Source organism: Marinobacter sp. PE14 (genome assembly GCF_053566155.1).
Genome location: NZ_JBQXNY010000003.1, coordinates 77,370 through 103,043, shown reverse-complemented (window position 1 = coordinate 103,043; position 25,674 = coordinate 77,370). Strand labels below are relative to the sequence as shown.

Genomic DNA, 25,674 nt, shown 5'->3' with positions numbered 1-25,674 from the left:
GAACTGGCAGAGTAGTTGTTCATGAATCGTCTTCGCGCCCTGTATGACCGCCTGATTTTTCCGCATCCCGTTATTATCCTTGCAGCTTTTGGCCTCCTTCTGGCCCTCGCCGCTATCAAATTCGGCGAATTCCGCCTGGATGCTTCCGCCGAGTCCCTGGTACTGGAAAACGACCGATCCCTCGAACAATACCGCCAGGTAAACCGCCGCTTCACCACCTCGGACGATTTCCTGATCGTCACCTATACCCCCGAAGGTGAACTGTTCTCCGAAGATGGGCTGGCCAGACTGGGCGCGTTGCGGGATGAACTGCAAGGCCTGGAAGCCGTAGGCTCCACCAACAGCATCCTGAACGTACCCCTGCTCCACAGCCCGGATCTGACGCTGGATACCGTGGACAGCGAGATCAAGACCCTTGACCAGCACGATGTAGCGCCGGACACCGCTCGCCAGGCGCTTCTGGACAATCCGCTCTACCCGAACCTGCTGATCAGTGAAGACGGACGTACAACCGCGATACAGGTCAACCTGCCCACGCCGGATCGATATTTTGAGCTACTGAACAAACGAAACGATCTCAGAGACAAGGCCGGCGCCGGCAAAGCCTCCGAGGCCGAGTTGGCCGAACTGGAACGGGTAAAACAGGATTTCATCGACTTTACAGAAACCCTCGGCGTCGAGCGCGATGCCACCATCCGCACGGTTCGCTCCATTCTCGACAACTACCGCGACGGCGCAGACATCCACCTGGGCGGGGTGCCGATGATTGTGGCGGACATGATCCGCTTCATCGAAAACGACCTGTCGACCTTCGGGCTTGGCGTCCTGGCGTTTCTGCTGCTCACTTTGGCCATCATTTTCCGGCAGTGGCGCTGGGTTCTGGTGCCACTGTTGTGCTGCAGCTTTACCGTCTGGCTGATGGTCGGCTTTCTGGGCTGGGCCCAGTGGCCGGTGACGGTCATCTCCTCCAACTTCATTTCCCTGCTGCTGATCATGACCCTGTCGCTCACCATCCACCTGATCGTGCGCTACCGGGAATTCCAGCACGACGAGCCCGAGGCAAGCGCCAGAGACACCCTGCGTAACACCGTAATGGCGATGATCAAGCCCTGCTTCTACATGGCCATCACTACCATTGTCGCCTTCGGGTCCCTTACCTTCAGCGGCATTCGCCCGGTCATCGATTTCGGCTGGATGATGACCCTGGGCCTGACCGTAGCTTTTCTCATCACCTTTATTGTTTTCCCGGCCCTGCTCACCCTGTTGCCACCACCACTGGACAGCCGGGTTACCTCTGACAGGGTGCCCTTCACCGATGCCTTTGCGCGGTTCACGGAACACTTCGGCAAGACGGTATTGGTCGGCTCCGGCCTGATTGCGATGCTCTGCGTGGTCGGCCTGAGCAAGCTGACGGTGGAAAACAGCTTTATCGACTATTTCAAATCGTCCACCGAAATCCATCAGGGCATGATCACCATCGACAATCGCCTGGGCGGAACGACGCCTCTGGACGTAGTGATCACCGACGATCCACCACCGGAAGGCGCGAGCGGCGGCGACCCGTTTGCCAGTGACTGCGACCCGTTCGTGGAAGACTGCGGTGCCGGAGAGGAATACCGCGATACCTGGTACACCTACCAGAAAATGGAAGAACTGGAAGCCGTTCACCAGTACCTGGACGGATTACCGGAAACCGGCAAGGTGCTCTCAATCAACACCACGCTGGATATCCTCGCACAAATCAACCAGGGCGAGCCTCTGGACGCCCTGGAACTGGCATTTGTACCTGCTGCCGTTCCGGACGACCTGCAGGATACCCTGCTGACGCCTTACATCTCCGAGGAACACGACCAGGCCCGCTTCAGCATCCGGATACTGGAGACCATGCCGGAACTGCGACGACAGGAGCTGTTGAACCGCATCCGTGGACACCTGACGACGAAACTGGGCTACTCCGAGGATCAGATACTCTTTGCCGGCATGACGGTGATGTACAACAACATGCTGCAAAGCCTGTTCGATTCCCAGATCAAGACCATCGGCGTGGTCTTCGCCGCCATCATGGTGATGTTCCTGATCCTGTTCCGCTCGCTCAAGCTGGCACTCATCGGCATTGCCCCCAACCTCATCGCCGCCGGCTCCGTGCTCGGCCTGATGGGCTGGCTGGGCATTCCCCTGGATATGATGACCATCACCGTGGCCGCAATCACTGTTGGCATCGCCGTGGATGACACTATCCACTACATTCACCGGTTCAAAACCGAGTTCCAGAAAGACGGCGACTACATCGCCACCATGCACCGCTGCCACCGGAGCATCGGCCAGGCCATGTTCTTCACCTCGCTGACCATCATCTCCGGGTTCTCGATACTGGTGCTCTCCAACTTCATCCCGACCATCTACTTCGGGTTGTTCACCGGGTTCGCCATGTTCATGGCTCTGGTGGGGGCGCTTACCCTGCTTCCCCGGCTCATTGTTCTGGTTAAACCCTTTGGCTCTGGCGGGGCTTCAGTCTTGGGCTCCTAGCCTTCCGGTTTCAGAGGAGGAACAGGGGTGTTGCCCCCTCCCAAAAAACGCTACGAGCACATCCATGTGCGCTTGGCTGTGGCCATCCTTGGCCACAGCCATTTTTGGGAGGGGGCAACACCCCTGTTCTTCAAACAGTTCAGTAATCGCAAACCGTCAAAAGGCACGCTGAGATTCGAATCCAAGGTGACTTCCTATAGCTCCGATTTCTGAAGCTTGGCGGGTGTGGGCCTTTGCCAGAATGTCGGCGGCCAAGGATGGCCGACGTCAAGCGCACATGGATGTGCTCGTAGCGGTTCTGGCAAAGGCCCACACCCGCCGAGCCCCACCAGAACTCGCAGGCTACGGACACAAAAAAAGGGCCACACCCAAGGATGCGGCCCTTCTCCAACAAAGTCAGAGGGAAAGCAGGATTACTGCATGCCCTGACCTTGGCCCTGCTGCATCTGTTGTTGCATCTGACGACGCTGCTGCATTTGCTGTTGCATCTGCTGCATACGCTTATCCAGCTCGTCGCGCTGCTCCTGGGTGAAGATGCTGTCGACCTTCGCCTGCATCAGGGTAGACAGAGCCGCGATCTCGCCGGTCACATCGCCCAGCTCTTCAGCCTGTTCGCGAATGGCGGTTTCGTCAAAGTCTGATTTGATCTCGCCCTGCATCTGCTGCTGCAGCGCACGGGCTTCCTGGCGAAGCTCGCCAATTTCGCCCTGCATCTCGTCGATGATGGCACGGATTTCAACCTGCTGATCTTCAGTCAGCCCTACCATCTGGGCCAGTTGATCAACCTGATCCGGCTGGCCACCGGATTGCTGGGCCATGGCCGGAACCGAAAGGCTCAGGGCGACCAGGGCAGTACCAAACAGTTTTGCAAGCTTCATAACTCTCTCCATAAACAGGGTGGCCGCAATCTGAATACCACCGACATACATTGGTTTCATCGTTCAGGGACTACACCCTAAAACATACGGATACGGTTTTTCACCCCGATCAGCCCTCTTTTTGTACATACTTCTCAGTATCCCTCGCTAAAACCCGCCACACACGGGGATTCAAACAAATGTGAAAGTTTAGTCATTCCCCTTCATAATGGCGCCGTTTAACCACATCCGGAGCAGACAAGATGGCCATTAACTGGTTTCCAGGGCATATGCACAAGGCCCGCAAGGAGATCAAAAAAGTCATGCCGCAGATGGATCTCATCATCGAAGTGGTTGATGCGCGTATTCCTTTCAGTAGCGAAAACCCGCTCGTGCCGGCCCTTCGTGGTGATACGCCACTGATCAAGGTATTGAACAAGCGCGACCTGGCGGATCCAGAGATTACCGAGCAGTGGTTAGCCTGGCTCGAGAAAGAACGTGGGGTGCGCGCCATCACTCTTACCCACAACCAGCGCAGTGAGGCACTGTCCATCCTCAAGCTGGCGGGAGAGATGACGCCCGGTCACGATCGCCAGAAGAGCGCATTACGGGTGATGATTCTGGGTATTCCGAATGTCGGCAAGTCCACCCTGATCAACACACTGGCGGGACGACCTGCAGCCAAAACCGGGAACGAACCGGCAGTAACCAGAGCCCAGCAGGCTATCAAGTTGCCCAACAATATTCTGCTCTACGACACCCCGGGCTTCCTCTGGCCGAAACTGTCGCCCGAGGCCTGCGGTTACCGTCTGGCGGTTACCGGAGCGATTCGAAGCGCGGTTCTGGATTTTGAGGATGTGGCCATGTTCGAGGCCGAGTACCTGCTGGAAGCCTACCCGGAGCTTGTGCGGGCCCGCTACGGCTTTGAAGAACTGCCGAAAGACGCGCTGGCGCTGATGGACGGTATTGCCGCAAAGCGCAGGTTTTTCGGGCGCGGCGGCATCCCTGACCTGCATAAAGTGTCGGAGGTGCTACTCAACGAATTCCGGGCCGGAACCCTGGGGCGCATCTCCCTGGAGACTCCGGAGATGGTCGAGCGAGAAGCTCGGGAAGCGGCCGAGGCCGAGGCCGAGAAGGCGGCCAGGGAAGAGGTCGACGGTAAAAAGAAGGGCCCCAGGAAAGGCCGGGGTAGCAGTCGCTGATTCGGCTCTAGACTCAATCCGCCCCTCGCCCCTTACCAAGGTCAAATATCGTATCCGGGCCAAAGCGCCTAGACTGTTAAATAACGTTATTGATCGCAAGATCGGCCATTTCGGCCGGTCGGTAAGGAGGAACTTATGAGACGCGTCGTCGTCACCGGCATGGGCATCGTGTCCTGCCTCGGAAACTCACTGGACGAGGTCACCCAGAGCCTGGAGAATGGAAAGTCAGGCATCCGCTTCAACGAAACCTATAAGGAAATGGGCTTCCGGAGCCAGATTGCAGGCTCGGTGGATGTGGACACATCCGTTATCGACCGCAAAATCCGCCGGTTCATGGGTCCGTCCGCCATGTACAGTTTTCTGTCCATGGAGCAGGCCATCGCCCAGGCGGGGCTGACCGAAGACCTGATCTCAAACGACCGCACCGGCCTGATCGCTGGCTCGGGCGGAGCCTCCTGCTCGAGCCAGGTAGAAGCCACCGACATCATGCGCGAGAAAGGCGTGAAGCGCATCGGGCCCTACATGGTCCCCCGCATCATGACCAGCACAGTGTCCGCATGCCTGGCCACAGCCTACAAGATCCGTGGCGTGAACTACTCCATGTCTTCGGCCTGTGCCACCAGCGCCCACTGCATCGGTCACGCCATGGAGCAAATCCAGGCCGGCAAGCAGGACATTGTCTTCGCCGGTGGCGGTGAGGAAGAGGACTGGAGCCTGACCATGATGTTCGATGCCATGGGGGCGCTGTCCACCAAATATAACGACGCGCCTGAAACGGCTTCGCGCCCCTTCGATGCCGGCCGGGACGGTTTCGTGATTGCGGGCGGTGGCGGCATGATGGTGCTGGAAGAGCTGGAACACGCGAAGAAGCGCGGCGCCAACATCATTGCCGAGCTGACCGGCTACGGCGCCACCTCGGACGGTTACGACATGGTCGCGCCTTCGGGCGAGGGTGCCCAGCGCTGCATGAAGCAGGCCATGGCCACTATCCATGGCAAGATTGACTACATTAACGCCCATGGCACCAGCACCCCGGTTGGCGACGTTGCCGAGATGGGCGCGGTGCGGGCCACCTTCGGTTCCGACATCCCGGCTATTTCTTCAACCAAGTCACTGTCTGGTCATTCGCTCGGCGCTGCCGGTGTTCAGGAAGCCATCTACTCGCTGCTGATGCTGCAGAACGGGTTCATCGCCGGCACCAAGAACCTGATCAATCTGGACGAGAAAATCAGCGATATTCCTCTTGTAGGCCCTGAAGGTCGGGAAGCCTCGTTGAACACCGTGATGTCCAACAGTTTCGGATTTGGTGGAACCAACGCTTCACTGGTATTCGAGAAGCTCTGAAACCGGGGTGCATAAGGGCCTGCGGGCCCTTATTTTTTAAAAATATATTCTAAGATCATCCAGCTTGATTATTGGCAAAGACAGCCATCCGTATTAAGGTACATAGTTGACATGGATCAAATCGGACGGATTATCACGTATGGCTCAAGCAATTCCGTTTCGTCAGGCATCTCCCCTCAAGGCGTCCTGCCACCAGTGCAGTCTTAGCAACCTGTGCCTGCCCCTGGCAATTGAAGAGAATGACCTCGACCGCCTGGAAGACATTGTCCAGCAGGGACGGATCTTCAACCGTGGTGAACACATCTTCGACCAGAGTACGCCCTACCGCTCTTGTTTTGCGGTGAAAAGCGGCTCCATCAAGACGTCGATCATTACGGAAAATGGTGAGGAACAGGTGACGGGCTTTTTCATGCCCGGGGAACTGGTGGGCCTGGACAGCATTGGCAGTGAACACTATGCCTGCACTGCCAAGGCTCTGGAACGGACCAGCGTGTGTGAGTTTCCGATCGAGAAACTGGAGGAGCTGACCGGCAAACTGCCGGAGTTGCAGCACCACATGTATCACCTGATGAGCCAGGAGATCCAGAACAGCCATCAACTGGCCATGCTGCTGAGCAAGAACACCGCTGAAGAGCGCATTGCCGCACTGCTGTTGTCGCTGTCCAGCCGATTCCAGCGCCGCCGTATGTCGCCGACCAACTTCAGTCTGCCCATGGCACGGAACGACATCGCAAACTTCCTGGGTCTCGCCGTTGAAACGGTAAGCCGGGTATTCACGCGCTTTCAGAATCAGGGCATCATCAAGGCCCGGGGCCGGGAAGTCGAACTTCTGGATATCGAAGCCCTGCAAATGGTCAGCCGGGAATTCTCCCGCCAGTGCAATAACTGAGTAACTGCGTGTTGCCCGCCGTTGTCACTAGCCGGCGGGCTCACCCTCCACTTCCCTACCGTTATTCTTTTTCAGCATGGTCAGCTCATCCATCAGGCCGGAGCGCCACGGCATCTGCTTGATGCCGAAGGTATTGCGGATCTTGGTGCAGATCAGCGTGGTATTGACCGGCTCAAGATGGCCCCACTTGGGCACTTCATCCACCACCCGGATACCTTCGGGAATCCCCGGCAGGCCGGCAATCGCCAGGCCCAGCTCGTACAGATTGATTTCCTCGGCACCGGCGTACTGATAGGTACCCCAGACCTCGGCCCCGCAATCAAGTTGCAGAACCACCGCCTCGATTACCCGGGCCAGATCACGGACCGATAGGGGTTGCCCCCGACATCGTCCGGGCAGTGAGAGTATCTCACCGGCAGCAGTACTGGCCTGCACCTTCCGGATGAACCGTGCCAGGCTCCAGCCGGTCCGCAGGATAATGTGCCGTGGCAACAGGGTCCGCAGGGCCTGCTCGCACTCCCATTGCCAGTTACCCAGTTCATTCACCGGCTGCCCCGGATTGGACGTGATGTACCCACTTTGCTTCCGGCCATCGAACACGTAGCAGGAGGAGAGCTGGAGCAGCGCCATACCACGATCACGGGCAAACTCGGCCATGGCAACCGGTAGCGAGAATGCGGCCATATGGACGCCCTCAGGATCATTCTCGGCGACCTCCGGATCGGCCATCCAGAGAGCATTTACGATCAGGTCGGTATCTTCGGGAATCCAGTTCTCAAGTGCATCAAGATCGGCGTTGGAGGGGTCGCTGACAAGCAATGGGCTGACATGCAGGTGCGTTGCCCGCAAGCGCTCCAGCAAAACCTTCCCCAAAGGGCCGTAATCGTGAACAACAAGTACATGCACGAGGATTCAATGCCTCCCGATATCACTTATGTGACGGTATTTCGGAACCGGTCTGGCCAATGGCTTCTGGATTCCGGCGCCTACACTGATGCAGTCTGAACTTAATGCTTTGCTATTTCTTTCAAGAGCATACAACAACAGGAACTGTCATGCTGAAACAACAGAGCCACATTGTGGCGCCGATCCCTGATGAGTTGCGAACCCGGGCCCTGTATACCGTCGGCGAACTGCGCGAGCGGGGCAAGGCCGACAAGGAAGCCATCGACAAACTCTTCAACCTGATTGTGGACATGACCGAAGAAGGTCTGGACTTCTTTTTCCTGGAGCCGCTTCGCCGCCTGCATGCCAGCAGCATGATGATGGGCATGGCCAAAATGGGCATCAGCAGCATGCTCAAGGGCAGTAAGATGGTCGTGCACAAGGTGCTCAAAAAACTGGACGACCGCAGCCTCGCTGCCATTCTCGACTTTATCGAGGAAATCATTCACGAACCGGAACCGGGCTGACAAAGCGCTCCGCAACGCTACCGATACTGCCGAGGTACCCGACCGGTGATGCCGGTCATCAACTCGTAGGAGATGGTACCGGCGCATGCGGCCACCTCATCGACACCCACGGTGCGACCCCAGAGTTCAACGCTGTCACCCTCCTTCGCATCGGGTGCATTGGTGAGGTCCACCGCCAGCATGTCCATGGATACCCGGCCAATCAGCCTTATCCGCTGACCGTTGATCGCCGCAGGCGTATTGGTGCCGGCATGCCGGGGGTAGCCATCACCGTAACCAATTGCCACCATGCCCATCCGGGTGTCCCGATCGGCAACCCAGCTGGCACCATAGCCAACGGACTCGCCCGCCGGCACCACCCGGGTGCTGATCAAAGGTGCCTCAAGCGACATTACAGGCTCCAGGCCAAGCTCGGGACCGGTCGTACCGACCATTGGTGAACCGCCATACAGCATGATTCCGGGGCGACTCCAGTCAAACATCGGCTGGCCCGGTCGAAAATGGGCGGCCGAATTGGCAACGCTCTTCATTAATCCCGGGAACGAAGACGTGGCCTTTTCGAACACCGCAGTCTGCTGCGTCGTCATTGCGCTGTCGGGGTCGTCGGCGCACGCAAAATGCGTGACAAACCCCAAGAGCTCTTTATCAGCGCTCCTGGCCTGCAACCGACCCATCACCCCCTCCAGCTCATCCGGATGAAAGCCGAGACGGTTCATACCGCTGTTCACTTTCAGCCAGAAAGCCGGGGATGCCTCCAGCCGTTCCAGCCACGCCAGTTGCTGGAAACTGTGGAAAACCGGCTCAAACCCATTCCGGGCGCATTCATCGATATCCGCTTCAGCGTGGACACCCTGCAACAGGACGACCGGCTGTACCAGACCTGCTTCCCGAATGGCCCGAGCCTCTTCCAGGCAAGCCACTGCATATTTCGGCGCCAGGCTATCCAGCGCCGAAGCGACCGTCCCGATGCCGTGGCCATAGCCATCGGCTTTTACCACGGCCATCACCTGGGCTCCGCCGGCCCGGCTTCGAGCAGTCTGGAAGTTCCGCCGAAGGGCGTCCAGATCAATCCGGGCAATCGTACTGCGGGGCATCAATACTCCCCGCCGTAGTCGCTGTAATCGCCGTGGGCCAGATCCTCGAATTTCGTGTACTTGCCGATAAACGCAAGTCGGATGGTGCCGATGGGGCCGTTCCGCTGCTTACCAATAATGATCTCGGCAATGCCTTTGTCCGAGGTATCCTCGTTGTAAACCTCATCCCGGTACACGAACATGATGACGTCGGCATCCTGCTCGATGGCACCGGATTCACGCAGATCCGAGTTGACTGGGCGCTTGTTGGGCCGCTGCTCAAGACTCCGGTTGAGCTGGGACAGAGCCACCACCGGGCAGCTCAGCTCTTTGGCAATACCCTTGAGCGACCGGGAGATTTCCGAGATTTCTGCAGTCCGGCCTTCGGTGTTCCCGGGCACCCGCATCAACTGCAGGTAGTCGACCATGATCAGGCCAATCTTGCCGTCGTTTTCCCGGGCAATACGACGGGCCCTGGAGCGCATCTCCGTGGGGCTCAGGCCGGGCGTATCGTCGATGTAGAGCGGTTTGTCCTTGAGCAGACTCACCGCCGACGTCAACCGGGGCCAGTCGTCCTCTTCGAGCTTGCCGCCGCGGACCTTGGTCTGGTCGATGCGCCCGAGTGACGAGAGCATACGCATGGCAAGGGCATCCGCCGGCATCTCCATACTGAACACCAGAACCGGCGTGCCGGTGCTGATCAGGGCGTTCTCGACAATATTCATCGCAAAGGTCGTCTTACCCATGGAGGGGCGACCCGCCACGATGATTAGATCCGAAGGCTGCATGCCCGAGGTCTGCTCATCCAGATCCTTGAAGCCGGTCGTCAGACCGGTGGTCTGCTCACCCGACTCAAACAGTTCCTCAATTCGGCTCAGGGTCTTGGCCAGAATGGGGTTGATGGCCTGCGGCCCGGAACCCTCCTTGACTCGTGCTTCGGCAATCTGGAAGACGCTGCGCTCAGCCTCATCCAGAATCTCATTGCTGTTCCGCCCGAGCGGATTAAACGCCGAATCGGAAATCTTGCCGGACACTTCCACCAGCTGGCGCAGAATGGAGCGTTCGCGGACGATATCGGCGTAGGCACGGATGTTGGCGGCACCCGGAGTTTTCTCGGCCAATTCCGCCAGATAGGACAAACCACCGGCATCTTCGATGTCTCCGGCCCGCTCCAGGAATTCGGCGAGGGTCACCACATCCAGTGGCTCGCTCTCACTGGCGAGACGCTCCACGGCACCGAAGATCAGGCGGTGGTCCTGCCGGTAGAAATCAGCGGCCGAAATCACCTCGGAAATCTCGTCAAACCGGCGATTGTCCAGCATCAGGCCGCCCAGGACCGCCTGCTCTGCTTCCACAGAGTGAGGGGGAACCTTGATACGACTGGTTTCGAGATCGGTACTCGCGGGCTTCAGATTGGGCTTGGCCATGAACACATCTTCAGTTGCACATCATAACCACGACAGTTTAAGCGACCTGCCGAAGCAATGGGAGGGGGTTACAAGGACTTAACAGCATACCAGAAAGCAACAGGCCCGAAAGCCGCAAGATGCGGTTCGGGCCTGTCAGGTTGGCCAGCACCAATCTCCGGAGAGGCGGTGAGGCCACCAGCGTATTACCAGAGCCGGGGAAACCCCGACGCCGTTTTCCGGGAAAACGGCTTACTCGGCAACAACCGCCAGCTTGACGCTTACTTCAACGTCGGAGTGCAGCTGAAGCTCAATCTCGTACTCGCCAGTCACCCGGATCGGGCCTTCCGGCAGACGAACTTCGCTCTTCTCAACTTCGGTACCACCGGCAGTAATCGCGTCAGCAATGTCGCGCACACCGATAGAACCGAACAGCTTGCCTTCTTCACCAGCCTTGGAGCTGATGGTGAAAGCAGCACCCTCGAGGGCCTCGGCACGGGCCTGGGCAGCAGCCTGCTTCTCAGCAGCTGCTTTCTCAAGCTCGGCGCGACGCTCTTCGAACGCCTTCAGATTTGCTTCGGTGGCAGGTACAGCCTTGCCATAAGGAAGCAGGAAATTACGACCGTAACCGGCCTTAACCTTCACCTTGTCACCCAGGGAGCCAAGGTTTGCAACTTTCTCGAGCAGAATAACTTCCATCTCGTTAACCTCTTCGTGCTTTATTCAGCCGGCCCGGCAGGGCTTATACGCCTCCGGATATCCAGCCAGCTATCCACAAAAGCCAGAACCACTAACAGAATCATCAGGCTTGGGCCCAAAAGGATCAGCGCTACATAAAACATCGCCAACCAGTTCCCACTGAGCTTCTTCAAACCAACAACACCGTGCACCAGTGCCAGACTGGCCAGGAACAGCGGTGTTCCCGCAGCCCAGGCAAGCAACATGGAATTCAGCCCGAGGACCGGGCCAACCACCATGGTCACTGCACACAACACCGCAATCGGCGCCGACAGCCGCAGGCTATGGAATTCCTTGCGGAACCCACCGGGGTTATAAAGCCCCGCCTGCCAGGACCGCGCCAGCATGGTCATGCCCACACCCGTTGCCAGGTAGGTGCCGGCCATACTCGCGTTCATCGTGTCCCGGATAACCCTGTCGAGGTCATCGCCCAGACTCTGAGCGATTTCGGCATTGTACTGTTGGTAAAAGCTCACCCCGGCCTGGACCAGATCATCCAGCAAACCCGGGTAGACCACAGGCAACAACAGGCCTGTGACGATTGCGAGAAAACTTCCCGCAAGCAGGGCTTTTTCCCAGGACTGCGTGTTTCTGATCAGCGACGCCATGAGCATCACCTGGAGCAATACAGCCAGAGCGGTCGGGTCCTGCCCGAAAATGCTCCAGCCAAGCGCCGGAAGTAATGCCCAGAGCCCGATGTTGAGCCCCTGACTGATGCCAAGCCTGAGAATAACCAGGCCGACAACGGCTGCGCCAATCCAGAACAACAAGGGCACTGCAGTCGTGACTGCCGCTACCCCGCCGGCCTGGAAGGGACCGCGCATTACATACTGTGCAAGTGCACGCATGGTCCCAAGTCCTGTGTTTCTGTTACTTAGTTATCGTGGCTGTCCGAGTACGGCAGCAGTGCCAGGTAGCGGGCACGCTTGATAGCGGTAGCCAGCTGACGCTGATAACGTGCTTTGGTGCCGGTGATGCGGCTGGGCACGATTTTGCCGGTTTCAGTGATGTAGCCTTTCAGGGTGTCCAGATCTTTGTAATCGATCTCCTTAACACCCTCTGCCGTGAAGCGGCAGAACTTACGACGTCTGAAAAAACGAGCCATAACTTAACTCCTCAACTCCGGTTAATTACTCTTCTTCGTCCTGGGTTTCAGCACGCTGACGTGGCTCGTCAGATTCGGCTGAACGACGCGGGCGATCATCGCCGCCACGACGGTCTTCACGGGACTCGGAAGCTTTCATCGGGGACAGGTCGGTATCCGCACCATCGCGGCGCAGGATCATGTCGCGGATGATTGCATCGTTGAAACGGAAGTTGTGAGTCAGCTCGTCCATCGCGGCCTGTGAACATTCAACGTTCATCAGTACGTAGTGAGCCTTGTGAATCTTGTTGATCGGGTATGCCAGGTGACGACGGCCCCAATCTTCCAGGCGATGTACCTTGCCGCCATCTTCAGTGATGACGCCGGTATAACGCTCGATCATCGCGGGCACCTGCTCGCTCTGATCCGGATGTACCATAAAAACGATTTCGTAGTGACGCATGAGTTCTCCCTACGGTTTAAACAGCTTCCTTTTTACCGGCACGGCGTTGAACCCGCGACCGACAAATATGAAAGCAAGGAGTTGACAGCTGCTGCTGCCGGTTTCTTTTTGCTTTATCAATAAGGCTTTACAAGAAAGGCTTGATCAAAAGCTTGGCCCGGTATTGCCTGCAATCAGGCAATACAAAACCACCCCTTAGAAAAGGGGTCACGTATTCTAGGCGGGGAAGGCCCTGTGTGCAAGGGTTAACCAAGCCGCTGGCGCAGTGCTTCGTATAGGCAAACACCCGTAGCCACAGAGACGTTGAGGCTGTCTACGTGGCCCAGCATGGGGATATTGATCAACTGATCGCAGTGCTCGCGGGTGAGCCGGCGCATACCCTTGCCTTCGGCGCCCATCACCAGCGCTACCGGCCCCTTGAAATCGGCCTGATAAAGGGTGGCGTCCGCCTCACCGGCGGTGCCAATCAGCCAGACACCCTGATCCTGCAAATTACGCAGAAAGCGGGCAAGGTTGGTAACCCGCACAAAGGGCACCGTTTCGGCAGCACCACAGGCGACCTTTCGGGCGACCGGCGTCAGTGACGCGGACTTGTCCTTGGGCACAATAACCGCCTGAACACCCACCGCATCGGCGGTGCGCATACAGGCACCAAGGTTGTGTGGATCGGTCACACCGTCAAGTACCAGCAGGAACGGCGGTTTGTCACTACCGGCCAACTGGGCCAGCAGATCATCCTCCGTCCATTCCCGGCTCTCACTGACGGCAGCGACAACACCCTGATGAACACCGGACACCCGCTCATCAAGCTCCTTGCGGTGCACGACCTTCCATTTCACCCCCAGACTGTCCAGGGTATCGGTAATGCTCTTGACCCGCTTATCCTGCCGGCCGGTCTGGATCCAGACCTGCTGAAGACGCTCAGGCTCGCGCTTGAGGACAGCCTCAACCGCGTGCCAGCCAAACACAAACTCTCCGGACACTGGTTCTGATTCCTGTTACTTGCCTGATTTTCGCGGCTTGGCTTTCTTGTCGTCTTTACCAGCGCCACTGCCCTTCTTGCCTTTTTTCAGGGCAAGTTTCGCAGCCTTTGCAACCAGCTCATCTCTGGCAGACGGCGTTTCATTATCATCGAAGGCCTCAGGCTCCTTTTTCTTCGATGACGCCGACGCCGGGCGTTTCCTCGGACGCTTCAGACCAGGCTCGCCGGGTGATGCGCCCTTCTGGCCAGGCCTGGTTCTGCCGGGCGGCTTGCCACCTTTGCCGGGGCCGCGCTTGCCCTTTCCTCGCTCGCCTTTATCTGGAACCTTGAGCGCGTCGCGATCTGCCTGTCGATGCACGGGCTCGCTGATCAGCTCCAGGTCGATCTTGCGATCTTCCATTCCAACCCGAACGACTTTCACACGCACCTCATCACCAAGCCGGAAGCTCATTGCCGTGCGCTCACCGATGAGGCGATGCTTGGCTGAATCGTGATGGAAGAAGTCACCGCTGAGCGTCGACACGTGCACCAGCCCCTCTATGTAGACGCCAGAAAGCTCCACAAAGAAACCGAAAGGCACAACGGACGCAATGACGCCGTCGTACTCCTCACCGACATGATCACTGAGGTACTCGCACTTCAGCCAGGCCATGACATCCCGGGTAGCATCATCGGCACGGCGCTCTGCCATCGAGGTGTGCTCACCCAGCTGCTCCATCCGGGCCATATCGTAGGGATACTCGGAAAGCTCCGGATCCGCTTTCGGGGGCACGATAACGTCCTTGGACGCCTGCCCCCCGTGGATTACCGATTTAATGGCCCGGTGATTGATAAGGTCCGGGTAACGTCGGATCGGCGATGTGAAGTGGGCATAACCCGCATAACCAAGACCAAAATGACCGCCCTCTTCCGGGCTGTAGACCGCCTGACTGAGTGAGCGCAGCATAACCGTCTGGATCACATTGGCATCCGAGCGGTCCTTGATACTGTTCAGCAGTTCCTGGTAGTCCGCAGACGTGGGGTTATCACCACCACCCAATTGCAGGCCCAGCTCGCCCAGGAACAGCCGGACCGCATTGAGGCGCTCTTCCGACGGGCCATCATGCACCCGGTAAAGGGCCGGCAGTTTATGCTTCTTCAGGAATCGCGCTGTCGCTACGTTCGCGCACAGCATGCACTCCTCGATAATCTTGTGGGCGTCGTTCCGCTGCACCGGCACGATCTCTTCTATCTTCCGGTCGGCGTCAAACACAATCTTGGTTTCGGTGGTTTCGAAATCAATTGCGCCACGCTCGGTGCGGGCCTTGCGCAGCAACTGGTAGAGCCCGTAGAGATTGTGCAGCTGCGGGAGAACATTGGCGTATTGCTCACACAGCTTGTAGCCCTGTTCGGTGTCCGGGTGCTCCAGCATGGTGCTTACCTTGTTATAGGTAAGCCGCGCATGACTGAACATGACCGCTTGATAGAAGCTGTAGCTGCTGATATTGCCCGCGGCGCTGATGGTCATATCGGCCACCATGCAGAGGCGGTCGACCCCCGGGTTCAGCGAACACAGGCCATTGGACAGTTTTTCCGGCAGCATCGGCACAACGTGGTCCGGGAAATAGACCGACGTACTGCGGTTAACCGCCTCTTCATCCAGCGGTGTACCCGGCCGGACATAGTGGGAAACGTCGGCAATCGCAACCAGCAGGCGATAGCCACCACGGGGCCTTGGCTCGCAATACACGGCATCATCAAAATCACGGGCCGTCTCGTCGTCGATGGTCACCAGCCTGAGATTGCGGATATCCTTCCGGTTGGCCTTGTCTTTTTCCGTGACCTCTTCCGGAATTTCTGCCGCCTGCTCTCCGACAGCGGGCGGCCAGCTATGGGGAATGTCGTAGGAACGAATGGCAACATCGATTTCCATCCCCGGCGCCATGTGCTCCCCGAGGACCTCGACCACCTTACCCAATGGCTGGGTGCGCACGGTGGGCTGGCGAACGATATCCACCACCACGTACTGGCCGTGGCGGGCATTGCCGCAATTCTCTTGGGGAATCAGTACTTCGTGGTTGATCCGCGCATTTTCCGGCACAACGAAGCTGATCCCGCTTTCCTGGAAGAAACGTCCCACCGTCTGACTGGTCCGATATTCCAGAACGTCAACGATCACACCTTCCCGCCGGCCGCGATCATCGACACGATCGACCCTCGCAGCCACCCGATCACCATGGAAAACCTGACGCATCTGCCGGGCGGTGAGGAACAGGTCACTGCCTCCGTCGTCAGGGATCAGGAAACCGAAACCATCCTTATGACCAACCACCCTGCCGGCGACCAGTTCGGCCTCCTCAATCGGAAGGTAGGCCCCACGGCGGTTACAGATCAGCTGACCGTCACGACACATGGCAATCAGACGCCGACGCAGAGCCTCGATACCCTCCGGGGAATTCTGTCCGAGCTCGTCACAAAGCGTCTCGTGTGTCGCCGGGGCGCCACGCTCCTTGAGGTGCTCGAGGATGAACTCCCTGCTCTGGATCGGATTGTCGTATTTTTCTGCTTCACGACCTGCGTGCGGATCTCTGTCTGTCTTTTTTCTCGAAGCCATTCGTGTCCTTGTCCTGGTACCGTAATGCGGTGTGTCTGAATTGAATTTGATCCCGAGTATAACGCCGGTATAAAGGAAGTGCCTAACCACACAAAGAATATAGGCACAAATACCACTCAAGGTTTTTGATAAAAAACGTTTGACACCGTTTTCCGGAATTATTAAAGTACGCGCCATCGGTTGAGGGGCAATACCTCAGCTGCGGCAGAACTGCCAAGTTTTCAACGAACTAAACGCAGAACTGCAAATCACCTGCCGAGGTGGTGAAATTGGTAGACACGCTAGCTTCAGGTGCTAGTGGGGGCAACCCCGTGGAGGTTCAAGTCCTCTCCTCGGCACCACTTCCTCCCCCAGGAAGTGGCGAATTGGCCAGCCGGCCACATTCCAGATCCCGTCGAATCACATCTAATTCCCGTAGCTCCTTTGCCAGTTGCCTGCAGCCAGGAAAAGAATCGGGCTCAATATTGCCTATTCCAGCAATCCAACCAGATACTCAGACAAACGCTGGTAGCTATACTCCACCCGCGCATAAGCGGAATTGGGAACGCCCTCGAACTCGCGGCCACAGTCACCACCCGTATTGTATGATTTAAGGTAGGCATCGCGAATTAGATTCGGTTGTTCAGCCACAAAGCCTGGCCCATCCGCCACCGGGTAATTCATGGCCCACTCGAAACTGCCATCGCCGCTCACCCGGGCCAGCTGGAGCAGATCCGGATCGAGAAATCCGTATCGCAAGAGCCGAAGATCGGGCTGCTCCGGGCCGGAAAACTCCCTGCGATCGAATTCCAGAACCGTATCGGTAAAACCCTCGGGCTGAGGATCGTAGCCCGAAAACTGGTACGCCTGAACGCCTGTTACAGCCTGATTTGCGTCCGCGGCATCCTCCTGCGGGCTACAGTTACTGATGCCGGCCGCAAACGTTACAGCCTCCACCTCACCGCCCTGCTCTGCAATCCGGTAACCGGGAAACACGGAAGACGAATTTGCGGTTTCAGGAACCAGCGTTCGAGCTGTGCCACCGCTAGTCTCTGCAACCAGCTCTGCCAGCTCACCACTGTCCTTTGTCCAGCTGTAGGTAACCTCGGGGTTACCACCGAGTTCAGTCGAGCCCGCTGTAATCCCGCGATACTGATGACAGGTGGTACTGGTCTCGAAATAGGCACGGCGGTTGTCCCAGTCGAAAATCAGACGCTCATCCGCTCCCTCTTCATCGAAATTCAAGCGGCTCTGCTCCGACAGTGCGGCGGAGGGCAACCACTGGGTTTGCAGGTTCGCCATATAGCCATTTACACCGATCAGGCGCGCCAACTCCGGCAGGGAAGGTGACAGACAGCCATTCGCCGAGACGGATAGCAGGCGCCCGCTCTCACTGTAATCGAAGGCCAGCTCGGCAGAGATCTGCAGGCCAGAGCGATTGGCAGGCAGGGTGTCCTGGTTGGAAGGCTCGGCGTATACCTTCTGGCTGGTTAGCAGCACCGGATCGCTCAATTCCACATCCACTTCGGGCAGGGTCAGGGCGTCGACATCGACATTGGCGAAGTCACCCTGAGCGGCGGCATCGACTACCGCGATAACATCCTCAGCATTCTGCACCAGAGAGACACCCAGCAGAAACGCCGCTTCCCTGCTCAGGAATCGCTCCGTGCCGTCACTGCCCTCTGCTGCCAGCAGGTCGTTGTAAGCCTCGGGAATCTGGCTGGCCATAAATCTTGCCAATGCCCTGGCGTAGGCGTGTGAGCGGTCGTCCTGGGCGAGAATATAATCCCGCACCAGATTCAGGTCTGCCAGGCTGGCAGCAACGCCAGATGACGCTTCCAGGAACGAACCCAGCCCGACGATACCCCGGTAACGGGCCAGTGTTGTCAGTGGCGTAATATTGCGAACACCGGGGGGTGCCGACATCAGATAGGCGCTGGCTACCGGCACCTCGCCGTTGCGCATTTCCTCAAGGGTCTTGCCCGGCAGGGCGACTGCGTGTAACGGATAGTCCCTGGGATCCAGGTCCGGGCCCACGGAAGGGGGTAGAACCAGCTCCGAGATGTCCATTGTGAAGCGGCCACCGGTACCGCTCATTGCCGTGGGCTCACCCGAGGCAAGGGTGACTTCTCCCCCGTTACCCAGTTCGATGACCAGTGGCCCCGGCGTAAACTGGCTGTCGCCATCCATATCCAGCCAGACTCGGGCGTTATTCAGGTATCCGTCGATAACCTTGCCGGTGTAGGGCGCCGGCTCACTGTACTCCACACCATCAAAATCCCGCCCGTCCACGGGCAATTCATCGGATTCCTCGCCACAACCGGCCAGGGCTAGAGAGAGAACAGACACAGAGAAACCTATCAGGCGTTTCATCGCGGCAACCGTTTATCCTTGTTAGAGGTTGTGCCGCTACTTTAGGGGATGTGGTGATCGGAGACCTTGATAGGTTTGGCAATTTGTAAAGTTTGGTAACAGGTCAGGACGAACAGCTGTAATGGGAAAACCCGCCGAGATCGAACAGCTCGGAGGGCTTCAGCCGGTAGTAGCGATGCTCAATCCCATGCGATTGCTCAGCATAGGGTTGAATCAATACTTTTTGCAGTTCCCTCAGTGGCAGGTAACCACCTTCGGCAGCTTGCTGATAGGCGGGAACCACGAACCACTCGCGCATGGTGTATTTCGGGTTCACGAGTTTCATGTCTCGGGAGAGCTCCTCGCGGAGCTGGGAACCATTGCCCGCGCCGCCGATTCCAATCTGGGATTTCCACTTGGCAAGCCATTCGGACCAGCGCTGGAGCAGCCCTTCCGAATCAGCTCCATCTGCTTCATCCAGTGACCTGTAGAAGCTCTTTTTTATTGGCTCAATGTCGTCGGGTATCGACGAAAGCTCACGAAAGAAAATGGTGTAATCGACCGGGGTTCGGGTCATCAGCATCATCAGCTCCCGGAAGAGTTCGACGTCAAAACCTTTTAGCCCCAGTTTCGCTGACCACATCCTTTGCATTTCCGCCTGCATCACCTCCGGAAAACCTTTCTGAATCTCGTCAATTTGAGCCAGTTCGTCTTCATGGCCATTGAGCAGAGGCCGCAGGGCCGAGCAGAAACTCTTGAAGTTCTGCTCGGCTGCCGCCGGTTGATTCAGGAAAGCAAAGTGTTGCCCGCCGCCGGTCCAAGGTTGGAAAAACGGCTCAAACACTTCGCAGAAGCCGAAAGGCCCGTAGTCCAACGTGAAGCCTCCAGCGGCGCAGTTGTCGCTGTTGAAATTGCCCTGGCAATAGCCGACTCGGATCCAGTTTGCCACCAGCGAGGCAAGGCGGCCGCGGAACTCCCGTGCAAGCATGACGACTTTCGAAGGAGTCGCGAGCGTCTGGTCAATGACCCCGCTGTACTCCCGATCAATCAGGTGCAGCACCAACTGTTCGAGTTCTTCGATCGCTCGAGGGTGCTCCTGCTTTCTGGCCCTGCGACCAAAGAGCTCCAGCTGGCCAACCCGGATGAAGGAAGGGGCAACGCGGGTGGAAATGGCAACCGGCTCTGAAATGAGCTGGTCGGGATCCCGGGAATGGGAGCCCTCGGAGTACCAGGGACGCCGCACCCTCTCCGTTTTCGAGACATATAGACTCAGTGATCGCGAGGTCGGCACACCCAGGGCGTACATGTGCTCTTGCGCCAGGAATTCACGGACGCTGGAGCGCAGAACGGCGCGTCCATCTGCACCGCGACAATACGGCGTCTGTCCGCCACCCTTGAGCTGCATTTCCCAGCGCCGACCGTTGATAACCGCTTCGAGCACCGAAATGGCACGACCGTCGCCATAACCGTTGCCGGTCTGAAACGGACACTGCTGGGTGTATTCGGTGCCGTAGATGGAAAGCGCGTAGCCAGAGGCCCAGCCCACTTTGCGCATCGGCTCAGGCACAAGCGAGAGGTCTCCGGAGAACATCCGGATAAAGTCGTCGGACTGGGCCAGGCTGTCGGCAAAGCCCAGTTCGCGGAACAAATCCTCGCTGTGGGCAACGTATTCAGGGGTCTCGATGGGCGTGGGCCTGACCGGGACATAGTGCCCCGAAAAGACCTGCCTCGGCCGATGGTCAACACCATCGGGCGTGGCGTCAGGATCAGGGGTAAGATGATCCATCAGCGAATAGTCGGCCATCGGTGCAAGTTCTTCGAGGCTGTTTACCTCGAAACCGGTTTCTCGCGACAACGGCTGTTTCATCTGTGCCTCTCCTGATCAAAGGAAACGGGCAGTGCCAGCATTGCCCTCAATTGCCCTTATGACCAGGCCCCGGGGCCAGAATCAGAATGAACGGGCAACGATTTCCTTCATGATTTCATTGGTGCCGGCGTAGATCCGCTGCACTCGTGAGTCCGCCCAGGCCCGTGCGATCGGATATTCCCACATGTAGCCGTAACCGCCGTGAAGTTGAACACACTCATCCATCACTTTGCACTGCAGGTCAGTGGTGAGCTGCTTCAACATCGCCGCGGTGGGGATGTCGAGCTTCTTGTCCAGATGCAGCTCCAGGCACCGATCGGTGAACACCCGGGCAGCGGTAATTTCCGCCTTCATTTCCGCCATCTTGAAGCGTGTATTCTGGAACGCAATCACCGGCTTGCCGAAAGCGTTGCGCTCCTTGACGTAATCCAGGGTCCACTGCCAGGCAGCTTCAGCCGCGGCCACAGCACCCAGAGCCACCTGGAGACGCTCTGCCGCCAGTTCCTGCATCAGCTGGAAAAACCCCTGGCCTTCCCCGGGGCCAATCAAATTTCCCGCAGGGATTTTTACGTCCTGAAAGAACAGCTCGGAGGTGTCCTGGGCCTTCATACCCACTTTGTTCAGGTTCTGGCCTTTCTCGAAACCTTCCCACGCAGTTTCCACCATGAACAGACTGATGCCTTTGGCGCCTTCCTTGGGATCGGTCTTGGCAACAACAATAACCACGTCAGCAAGCTGGCCGTTAGTGATGAAGGTCTTGGAACCATTCAGCACGTAATGATCGCCGTTTTTCACCGCCGTGGTTTTCACGCCCTGCAGGTCCGAGCCGGCACCCGGCTCCGTCATGGCAATGGCGCCAATCATTTCGCCGCTGGCCAGTTTGGGCAGATAGTAATTTTTCAGCTCGTCGGAGCCGTAGTTGAGCACGTAAGGCGCAACGATGTCAGAGTGCAGGCCCCAGCCTATGCCCGTCAAGCCGGCCCTGGCTACCTCTTCGATCAACACCGCGCTGTACCGGAAATCCGCGCCAACACCGCCAAACTCTTCCGGCAAGCATGGGCAAAGGAAGCCAAGCTCACCCGCTTTCTGCCAGAGCTCGCGACTAACCTGGCCGTCTTTCTCCCACTGATCATGGTACGGCGTTGCTTCCTGCTCCAGGAACTTGCGGACAGAATCGCGAAAGCCTTCAAGGTCGGCGTCGAAGAGAGTGCGTGGAATCATGGTGAACCTCGGTGAATAACCTGTGTAGTGATTGTCGTTCACCAAGTCTCTGCCCGGAGCCCGGTTTGCTCAATGATGAAAAGCATCAATCGGGCTGGCCAAAACCATCGCCCCGAGCAGCCTCAGCCCTTGCGCTTGTCCTCGGCGCGGGCTTCGCCCCAGCGGGGCATCAGGTTCTGGGGCAGATTCAGATGGTCGAGGATACGGGCGACAATAAAATCCACCAGATCCTCGATCGACTGGGGCTTGTGGTAGTAGCCGGGACTCGCCGGCATGATGACGGCACCCATGCGGGTCAGCTTCAGCATGTTCTCCAGATGCACCTCCGAGAAAGGTGCCTCCCTGGGAACCAGAATGAGCGTACGACGCTCTTTCAGCGCAACGTCCCCGGCCCGCTCGATCAGGTTGTTACTGGCACCGGTCGCCAGGGCCGAGAGAGTGCCGGTACTGCAGGGGCAGACCACCAGTGGCGCTTTCTCCCCGGAGCCGGAAGCCGGCGGTGCAAACCAGTCTTCCCGACCAAACACCAGAACCTGCCCCGGTTCTGCGCCGGCATAGGCAGACAATGTTTCCTGCATCGCCGGCGGCGTTCCCGGCAGTTTCAGATCGGTTTCCGTGGCGATCACCACTTGCGCAGCCCGACTGACCATCACGTTCACCCGGCAACCCGCTGACACCAGGCACTGCAACAGGCGCAGGCCATACTGCGCACCGGACGCGCCGGTGAAGGCCAGGTTAACGGTTGATGGCCGGTTATGGTCGTTGGTCATGAATATCGCCACTTGTCAGTCAGGGGGAGTCGCCGGTTGCGCCGGATCAGCCACGGATACGCTCAAGCTCGGCAATAAGTTTACCGTGAATACCACCAAAGCCGCCGTTGCTCATGATCACAATGTGGCAGGGGCTGGGAAGATCTTCCAGGGTGCGCGCCAGCATGTCCTCCACCGAGGCCTCCACCCGGTGCCGATCGGAACCGGCATTCAGCGCCTGCCAACCGGCAATCAGTTCCGGCAGCCACTCCATATTGTTCAGATTCGCCCACAGAACCCGGTCCGCGATTTCCGCGCTGGGCAGCAGTGTCTGCTGGTGGACGCCCTGCTTCATGGTGTTCGAGCGCGGCTCGATCAATGCCAGGATGGGTTCCTCACCCACCTGGTTGCGCAAGCCCTCAAGTGTCGTGGCAATGGCGGTCGGATGGTGGGCAAAGTCGTCGTATACGCGCACCCCGTCTATGTCCGCCAGCAACTCCATCCGCCGTTTGACGCCGGAGAACCTGCACAGGGCCGCCACCGCATGGTCAGGGGTGACGCCCACGTGACGGGCGGCAGCAATGGCAGACAGGGCATTGCGGACATTGTGCAGACCGGTCTGATCCCACTTCAGCGTTGCCACCGGCTGTTCGTGGTGAATCACCAGAAACCGGCTGCCGTCCTCCGATAGCAACTCGGCCCGCCAGTCCGACATGCGCGGGGTCTCGCTGCCAATGGCGGTGTCCTGAACCGGGCTCCAACAGCCCAGCGCCAGGGCATTGTCCAGGTGGCCGTCCACCGCCGGACGGATAATCAGGCCCTGGGAAGGGACGGTCCGGACCAGATGATGAAACTGTCGCTCAATGGCCTCAACGTTTTCGAAAATATCCGCGTGATCAAATTCCAGATTGTTCAGGATCAGGGTGTGGGGGCGGTAATGAACGAACTTGGAGCGCTTGTCGAAAAAGGCGCTGTCGTACTCGTCCGCCTCGATCACAAAAAAGTCGCTGTTGCCCAGACGCGCCGACACGGGAAAGTCCCGGGGAACACCGCCAACCAGGTAACCCGGCTCAAACCCGGCCTGATCCAGGATCCAGAGCAGCATGGACGTGGTTGTGGTCTTGCCGTGGGTACCGGCCACCGCCATCACCCAACGGTGCCTGAGCACCTCGCGGCTCAGCCACTCGGGCCCGGACATGTAGTCGATATTGCGGTTAAGCACCGCTTCCACTTCCGGATTGCCGCGGGACATGGCGTTACCGATGAGCACCAGGTCGGGTTTCGGCTCCAGGTGATCCGGGCTATACCCTTCCATCAGACTGATACCCTGAGCCTCCAGTTGGGTGCTCATGGGTGGATAAACACCCTGATCGGAGCCTGTCACCGTATGGCCGAGTTCCCGGGCCAGAACGGCCAGGCTGCCCATGAAAGTGCCACAGATTCCGAGGATATGAATGTGCATTCGGCAACTGCCCTCTGAGTTGAAACCCGACAAGCCTCCCGTATCCGCCCCACCCCGTCAAGAGCCACGCTATCCGCAATCCTGCTCATGAAAATTGCCGGCGATTGGCGTATCATCTGCGCCATTGTCGAACCAGCAGGAGGCTCCAGCCCGAGATGGCCATCAAGAATGCATTCTACGCTCAGTCCGGCGGTGTCACCGCCGTCATCAATGCCAGTGCCTGTGGCGTTATCCAGACCGCCCGCAAGCATCCGGACAAAATCGGCAAGGTGTTTGCCGGACGCAACGGCATTATCGGTGCGCTGAAGGAAGAACTGATTGATACCAGCCTCGAGAGCGACGACGCCATCCAGGCACTTATTCACACCCCGGGCGGCGCCTTCGGCTCCTGCCGTCACAAGCTCAAGAACATTTCCGAGAACCGCCGCGAATACGAACGCCTGATCGAAGTGTTCCGGGCCCACGACATTGGCTACTTCTTCTATAACGGCGGCGGTGACTCACAGGACACTGCCTACAAGGTCTCCCAGATCGCCGACAAGATGGGCTACCCCATTACCTGCATCGGCGTGCCCAAGACTGTGGATAACGATCTGCCGTTTACCGACTGCTGCCCCGGCTTCGGTTCCGTTGCCAAATACATTGCCACATCCACCCTGGAAGCCAGCCTGGACATCAAATCCATGTGCGAAACGTCGACCAAGGTGTTCATCCTCGAAGTGATGGGGCGCCATGCCGGCTGGATTGCCGCCTCCGGTGGCCTGGCCGGACAGGGCGAGGGCGAACCGCCCCACGTTATCCTGTTCCCGGAAATCCCTTTTAATCGGGACGCCTTCCTTGCGCGCGTGGATCATTGCGTGAAGGAGTATGGCTACTGTGTTGTCGTGGCCTCCGAAGGTGCCCAGTACGAAGATGGTCGCTTCCTGGCGGACGCTGGTGCCAAGGACGCGTTTGGCCACACCCAGCTGGGTGGTGTTGCACCGGCCCTGGCCAATATGGTCAAGCAGGCTCTGGGCCACAAATACCACTGGGCCGTTGCCGACTACCTTCAGCGCAGCGCCCGCCACATTGCCTCCGCCACCGATGTGGAGCAGGCCTATGCGGTTGGCAAGGCCGCCGTGGAAATGGCGCTCGAAGGCAAGCAGGCACTGATGCCCACCATCGTCCGCGAACAGGGCAAACCTTACGTCTGGAAGATCGGTGAGGCCCCGCTGAGCGAAGTGGCAAACCAGGAAAAGAAGATGCCGATTCACTTCATCACCGACGATGGCTTTGGTATCACCCAGGACTGCAGGGACTACCTGGAACCTCTGATTGCCGGTGAGAGTTTCCCGCCATTCGATAATGGCCTGCCGCGTGTTGCCAAACTCCAGAACACGCTGACCGAGAAGAAGCTGAAGACCGACTTCCAGCTGTAACCGAGCAAACAGCGCATCGGGAAGCAAAAAAGCCTGACAGACTAACTCTGTCAGGCT

At 58.2% G+C, this 25,674-nt stretch carries 21 protein-coding genes and 1 tRNA gene; 7 read left to right on the top strand and 15 right to left on the bottom strand.

Annotation, left to right across the window (positions count from 1 at the left end; translation table 11 throughout):
- The first annotated feature begins 21 nt into the window (after nucleotides 1–21).
- Complete coding sequence (locus ACWJ62_RS11130; RefSeq protein ID WP_449286257.1) at nucleotides 22–2,526, top strand: efflux RND transporter permease subunit; 2,505 nt, start codon at nucleotides 22–24, stop codon at nucleotides 2,524–2,526.
- A 413-nt stretch (nucleotides 2,527–2,939) separates the two neighbouring features.
- Here ACWJ62_RS11130 and ACWJ62_RS11125 read toward each other — a convergent pair whose 3' ends face one another.
- Nucleotides 2,940–3,404, bottom strand: a complete 465-nt coding sequence (locus ACWJ62_RS11125) for a Spy/CpxP family protein refolding chaperone (RefSeq protein ID WP_449286256.1) — start codon at nucleotides 3,402–3,404, stop codon at nucleotides 2,940–2,942.
- Between the two features lie 242 nt (nucleotides 3,405–3,646).
- Here ACWJ62_RS11125 and ylqF point away from each other — a divergent pair, with 242 nt between their 5' ends.
- The 3 genes from ylqF (at nucleotide 3,647) to fnr (ending at nucleotide 6,818) form a co-directional block, all read left to right on the top strand.
- Nucleotides 3,647–4,585 carry a ribosome biogenesis GTPase YlqF gene (ylqF, locus tag ACWJ62_RS11120; RefSeq protein ID WP_449286255.1) on the top strand — a complete coding sequence of 313 codons (939 nt, stop codon included), beginning with the start codon at nucleotides 3,647–3,649 and terminating at the stop codon, nucleotides 4,583–4,585.
- 135 nt (nucleotides 4,586–4,720) lie between these two features.
- Complete coding sequence (fabB, locus tag ACWJ62_RS11115; protein ID WP_449286254.1) at nucleotides 4,721–5,929, top strand: beta-ketoacyl-ACP synthase I; 1,209 nt, start codon at nucleotides 4,721–4,723, stop codon at nucleotides 5,927–5,929.
- 139 nt (nucleotides 5,930–6,068) lie between these two features.
- Nucleotides 6,069–6,818, top strand: coding sequence for a fumarate/nitrate reduction transcriptional regulator Fnr (fnr, locus tag ACWJ62_RS11110; protein ID WP_449286253.1), 750 nt, complete (start codon nucleotides 6,069–6,071; stop codon nucleotides 6,816–6,818).
- A 27-nt stretch (nucleotides 6,819–6,845) separates the two neighbouring features.
- Here the strand turns inward: fnr and ACWJ62_RS11105 are convergent, their stop codons facing one another.
- Entirely contained in the window at nucleotides 6,846–7,724 is an 879-nt protein-coding gene (locus ACWJ62_RS11105; RefSeq protein WP_449286252.1) for an SDR family oxidoreductase, read from the bottom strand.
- A 149-nt stretch (nucleotides 7,725–7,873) separates the two neighbouring features.
- Between ACWJ62_RS11105 and ACWJ62_RS11100 the strand changes: the two genes are divergently transcribed.
- The gene (locus ACWJ62_RS11100; protein ID WP_053114594.1) at nucleotides 7,874–8,230 is read left to right on the top strand and encodes a hypothetical protein; all 357 of its coding nucleotides are present in this window, start codon (nucleotides 7,874–7,876) and stop codon (nucleotides 8,228–8,230) included.
- Nucleotides 8,231–8,247: 17 nt separating this feature from the next.
- Here ACWJ62_RS11100 and alr read toward each other — a convergent pair whose 3' ends face one another.
- The 8 genes from alr to rnr form a co-directional block, all read right to left on the bottom strand.
- Nucleotides 8,248–9,324 (bottom strand): alanine racemase, encoded by a 1,077-nt coding sequence (gene alr, locus ACWJ62_RS11095; RefSeq protein ID WP_449286251.1) that lies wholly within the window; start codon nucleotides 9,322–9,324, stop codon nucleotides 8,248–8,250.
- Nucleotides 9,324–10,730, bottom strand: coding sequence for a replicative DNA helicase (gene dnaB / locus ACWJ62_RS11090; RefSeq protein WP_148608138.1), 1,407 nt, complete (start codon nucleotides 10,728–10,730; stop codon nucleotides 9,324–9,326). Before dnaB ends, alr begins: the two co-directional genes overlap by 1 nt.
- Before the next feature lie 231 nt (nucleotides 10,731–10,961).
- Entirely contained in the window at nucleotides 10,962–11,408 is a 447-nt protein-coding gene (rplI, locus tag ACWJ62_RS11085) for a 50S ribosomal protein L9 (protein ID WP_449286250.1), read from the bottom strand.
- Between the two features lie 20 nt (nucleotides 11,409–11,428).
- Nucleotides 11,429–12,295 carry a hypothetical protein gene (locus ACWJ62_RS11080; RefSeq protein ID WP_449286249.1) on the bottom strand — a complete coding sequence of 289 codons (867 nt, stop codon included), beginning with the start codon at nucleotides 12,293–12,295 and terminating at the stop codon, nucleotides 11,429–11,431.
- A gap of 26 nt (nucleotides 12,296–12,321) precedes the next feature.
- Nucleotides 12,322–12,552 carry a 30S ribosomal protein S18 gene (gene rpsR / locus ACWJ62_RS11075; protein WP_007154918.1) on the bottom strand — a complete coding sequence of 77 codons (231 nt, stop codon included), beginning with the start codon at nucleotides 12,550–12,552 and terminating at the stop codon, nucleotides 12,322–12,324.
- A 25-nt stretch (nucleotides 12,553–12,577) separates the two neighbouring features.
- Nucleotides 12,578–12,994: a 30S ribosomal protein S6 gene (rpsF, locus tag ACWJ62_RS11070; protein WP_008176389.1), complete on the bottom strand. Its 417-nt coding sequence runs from the start codon at nucleotides 12,992–12,994 to the stop codon at nucleotides 12,578–12,580.
- A 245-nt stretch (nucleotides 12,995–13,239) separates the two neighbouring features.
- Complete coding sequence (rlmB, locus tag ACWJ62_RS11065; RefSeq protein ID WP_449286248.1) at nucleotides 13,240–13,977, bottom strand: 23S rRNA (guanosine(2251)-2'-O)-methyltransferase RlmB; 738 nt, start codon at nucleotides 13,975–13,977, stop codon at nucleotides 13,240–13,242.
- A 15-nt stretch (nucleotides 13,978–13,992) separates the two neighbouring features.
- Nucleotides 13,993–16,569: a ribonuclease R gene (gene rnr, locus ACWJ62_RS11060; protein ID WP_449286247.1), complete on the bottom strand. Its 2,577-nt coding sequence runs from the start codon at nucleotides 16,567–16,569 to the stop codon at nucleotides 13,993–13,995.
- A 254-nt stretch (nucleotides 16,570–16,823) separates the two neighbouring features.
- Between rnr and ACWJ62_RS11055 the strand changes: the two genes are divergently transcribed.
- A tRNA-Leu gene (locus tag ACWJ62_RS11055) sits at nucleotides 16,824–16,910 on the top strand.
- A 127-nt stretch (nucleotides 16,911–17,037) separates the two neighbouring features.
- On the opposite strand, the gene ACWJ62_RS11050 is transcribed toward ACWJ62_RS11055, so the two are convergent.
- From ACWJ62_RS11050 to mpl, 5 genes are all read right to left on the bottom strand, one after another.
- Entirely contained in the window at nucleotides 17,038–18,921 is a 1,884-nt protein-coding gene (locus ACWJ62_RS11050) for a hypothetical protein (RefSeq protein WP_449286246.1), read from the bottom strand.
- Between the two features lie 103 nt (nucleotides 18,922–19,024).
- The gene (locus tag ACWJ62_RS11045) at nucleotides 19,025–20,767 is read right to left on the bottom strand and encodes a protein adenylyltransferase SelO (RefSeq protein ID WP_449286245.1); all 1,743 of its coding nucleotides are present in this window, start codon (nucleotides 20,765–20,767) and stop codon (nucleotides 19,025–19,027) included.
- 81 nt (nucleotides 20,768–20,848) lie between these two features.
- Complete coding sequence (locus tag ACWJ62_RS11040) at nucleotides 20,849–21,988, bottom strand: acyl-CoA dehydrogenase family protein (protein ID WP_449286244.1); 1,140 nt, start codon at nucleotides 21,986–21,988, stop codon at nucleotides 20,849–20,851.
- Between the two features lie 122 nt (nucleotides 21,989–22,110).
- Nucleotides 22,111–22,758: a flavin prenyltransferase UbiX gene (locus tag ACWJ62_RS11035; RefSeq protein ID WP_449286243.1), complete on the bottom strand. Its 648-nt coding sequence runs from the start codon at nucleotides 22,756–22,758 to the stop codon at nucleotides 22,111–22,113.
- A 46-nt stretch (nucleotides 22,759–22,804) separates the two neighbouring features.
- Entirely contained in the window at nucleotides 22,805–24,199 is a 1,395-nt protein-coding gene (gene mpl, locus ACWJ62_RS11030) for a UDP-N-acetylmuramate:L-alanyl-gamma-D-glutamyl-meso-diaminopimelate ligase (protein ID WP_449286242.1), read from the bottom strand.
- Nucleotides 24,200–24,354: 155 nt separating this feature from the next.
- Between mpl and ACWJ62_RS11025 the strand changes: the two genes are divergently transcribed.
- On the top strand, nucleotides 24,355–25,617 hold the full coding sequence (locus ACWJ62_RS11025; RefSeq protein ID WP_449286241.1) for a 6-phosphofructokinase: 1,263 nt from the start codon (nucleotides 24,355–24,357) through the stop codon (nucleotides 25,615–25,617).
- Nucleotides 25,618–25,674: the final 57 nt, after the last annotated feature.

What these genes read in the sequence shown, in the direction of transcription:
- ACWJ62_RS11130 (WP_449286257.1), top strand. Translation starts at nt 22, where the DNA reads ATGAATCGTCTTCGCGCCCTGTATGACCGCCTGATTTTTCCGCATCCC.
- ACWJ62_RS11125 (WP_449286256.1), bottom strand. Translation starts at nt 3,404, where the DNA reads ATGAAGCTTGCAAAACTGTTTGGTACTGCCCTGGTCGCCCTGAGCCTT.
- ylqF (WP_449286255.1), top strand. Translation starts at nt 3,647, where the DNA reads ATGGCCATTAACTGGTTTCCAGGGCATATGCACAAGGCCCGCAAGGAG.
- fabB (WP_449286254.1), top strand. Translation starts at nt 4,721, where the DNA reads ATGAGACGCGTCGTCGTCACCGGCATGGGCATCGTGTCCTGCCTCGGA.
- fnr (WP_449286253.1), top strand. Translation starts at nt 6,069, where the DNA reads ATGGCTCAAGCAATTCCGTTTCGTCAGGCATCTCCCCTCAAGGCGTCC.
- ACWJ62_RS11100 (WP_053114594.1), top strand. Translation starts at nt 7,874, where the DNA reads ATGCTGAAACAACAGAGCCACATTGTGGCGCCGATCCCTGATGAGTTG.
- alr (WP_449286251.1), bottom strand. Translation starts at nt 9,324, where the DNA reads ATGCCCCGCAGTACGATTGCCCGGATTGATCTGGACGCCCTTCGGCGG.
- dnaB (WP_148608138.1), bottom strand. Translation starts at nt 10,730, where the DNA reads ATGGCCAAGCCCAATCTGAAGCCCGCGAGTACCGATCTCGAAACCAGT.
- rplI (WP_449286250.1), bottom strand. Translation starts at nt 11,408, where the DNA reads ATGGAAGTTATTCTGCTCGAGAAAGTTGCAAACCTTGGCTCCCTGGGT.
- ACWJ62_RS11080 (WP_449286249.1), bottom strand. Translation starts at nt 12,295, where the DNA reads ATGCGTGCACTTGCACAGTATGTAATGCGCGGTCCCTTCCAGGCCGGC.
- rpsR (WP_007154918.1), bottom strand. Translation starts at nt 12,552, where the DNA reads ATGGCTCGTTTTTTCAGACGTCGTAAGTTCTGCCGCTTCACGGCAGAG.
- rpsF (WP_008176389.1), bottom strand. Translation starts at nt 12,994, where the DNA reads ATGCGTCACTACGAAATCGTTTTTATGGTACATCCGGATCAGAGCGAG.
- rnr (WP_449286247.1), bottom strand. Translation starts at nt 16,569, where the DNA reads ATGGCTTCGAGAAAAAAGACAGACAGAGATCCGCACGCAGGTCGTGAA.
- ACWJ62_RS11050 (WP_449286246.1), bottom strand. Translation starts at nt 18,921, where the DNA reads ATGAAACGCCTGATAGGTTTCTCTGTGTCTGTTCTCTCTCTAGCCCTG.
- ACWJ62_RS11045 (WP_449286245.1), bottom strand. Translation starts at nt 20,767, where the DNA reads ATGAAACAGCCGTTGTCGCGAGAAACCGGTTTCGAGGTAAACAGCCTC.
- ACWJ62_RS11040 (WP_449286244.1), bottom strand. Translation starts at nt 21,988, where the DNA reads ATGATTCCACGCACTCTCTTCGACGCCGACCTTGAAGGCTTTCGCGAT.
- ACWJ62_RS11035 (WP_449286243.1), bottom strand. Translation starts at nt 22,758, where the DNA reads ATGACCAACGACCATAACCGGCCATCAACCGTTAACCTGGCCTTCACC.
- mpl (WP_449286242.1), bottom strand. Translation starts at nt 24,199, where the DNA reads ATGCACATTCATATCCTCGGAATCTGTGGCACTTTCATGGGCAGCCTG.
- ACWJ62_RS11025 (WP_449286241.1), top strand. Translation starts at nt 24,355, where the DNA reads ATGGCCATCAAGAATGCATTCTACGCTCAGTCCGGCGGTGTCACCGCC.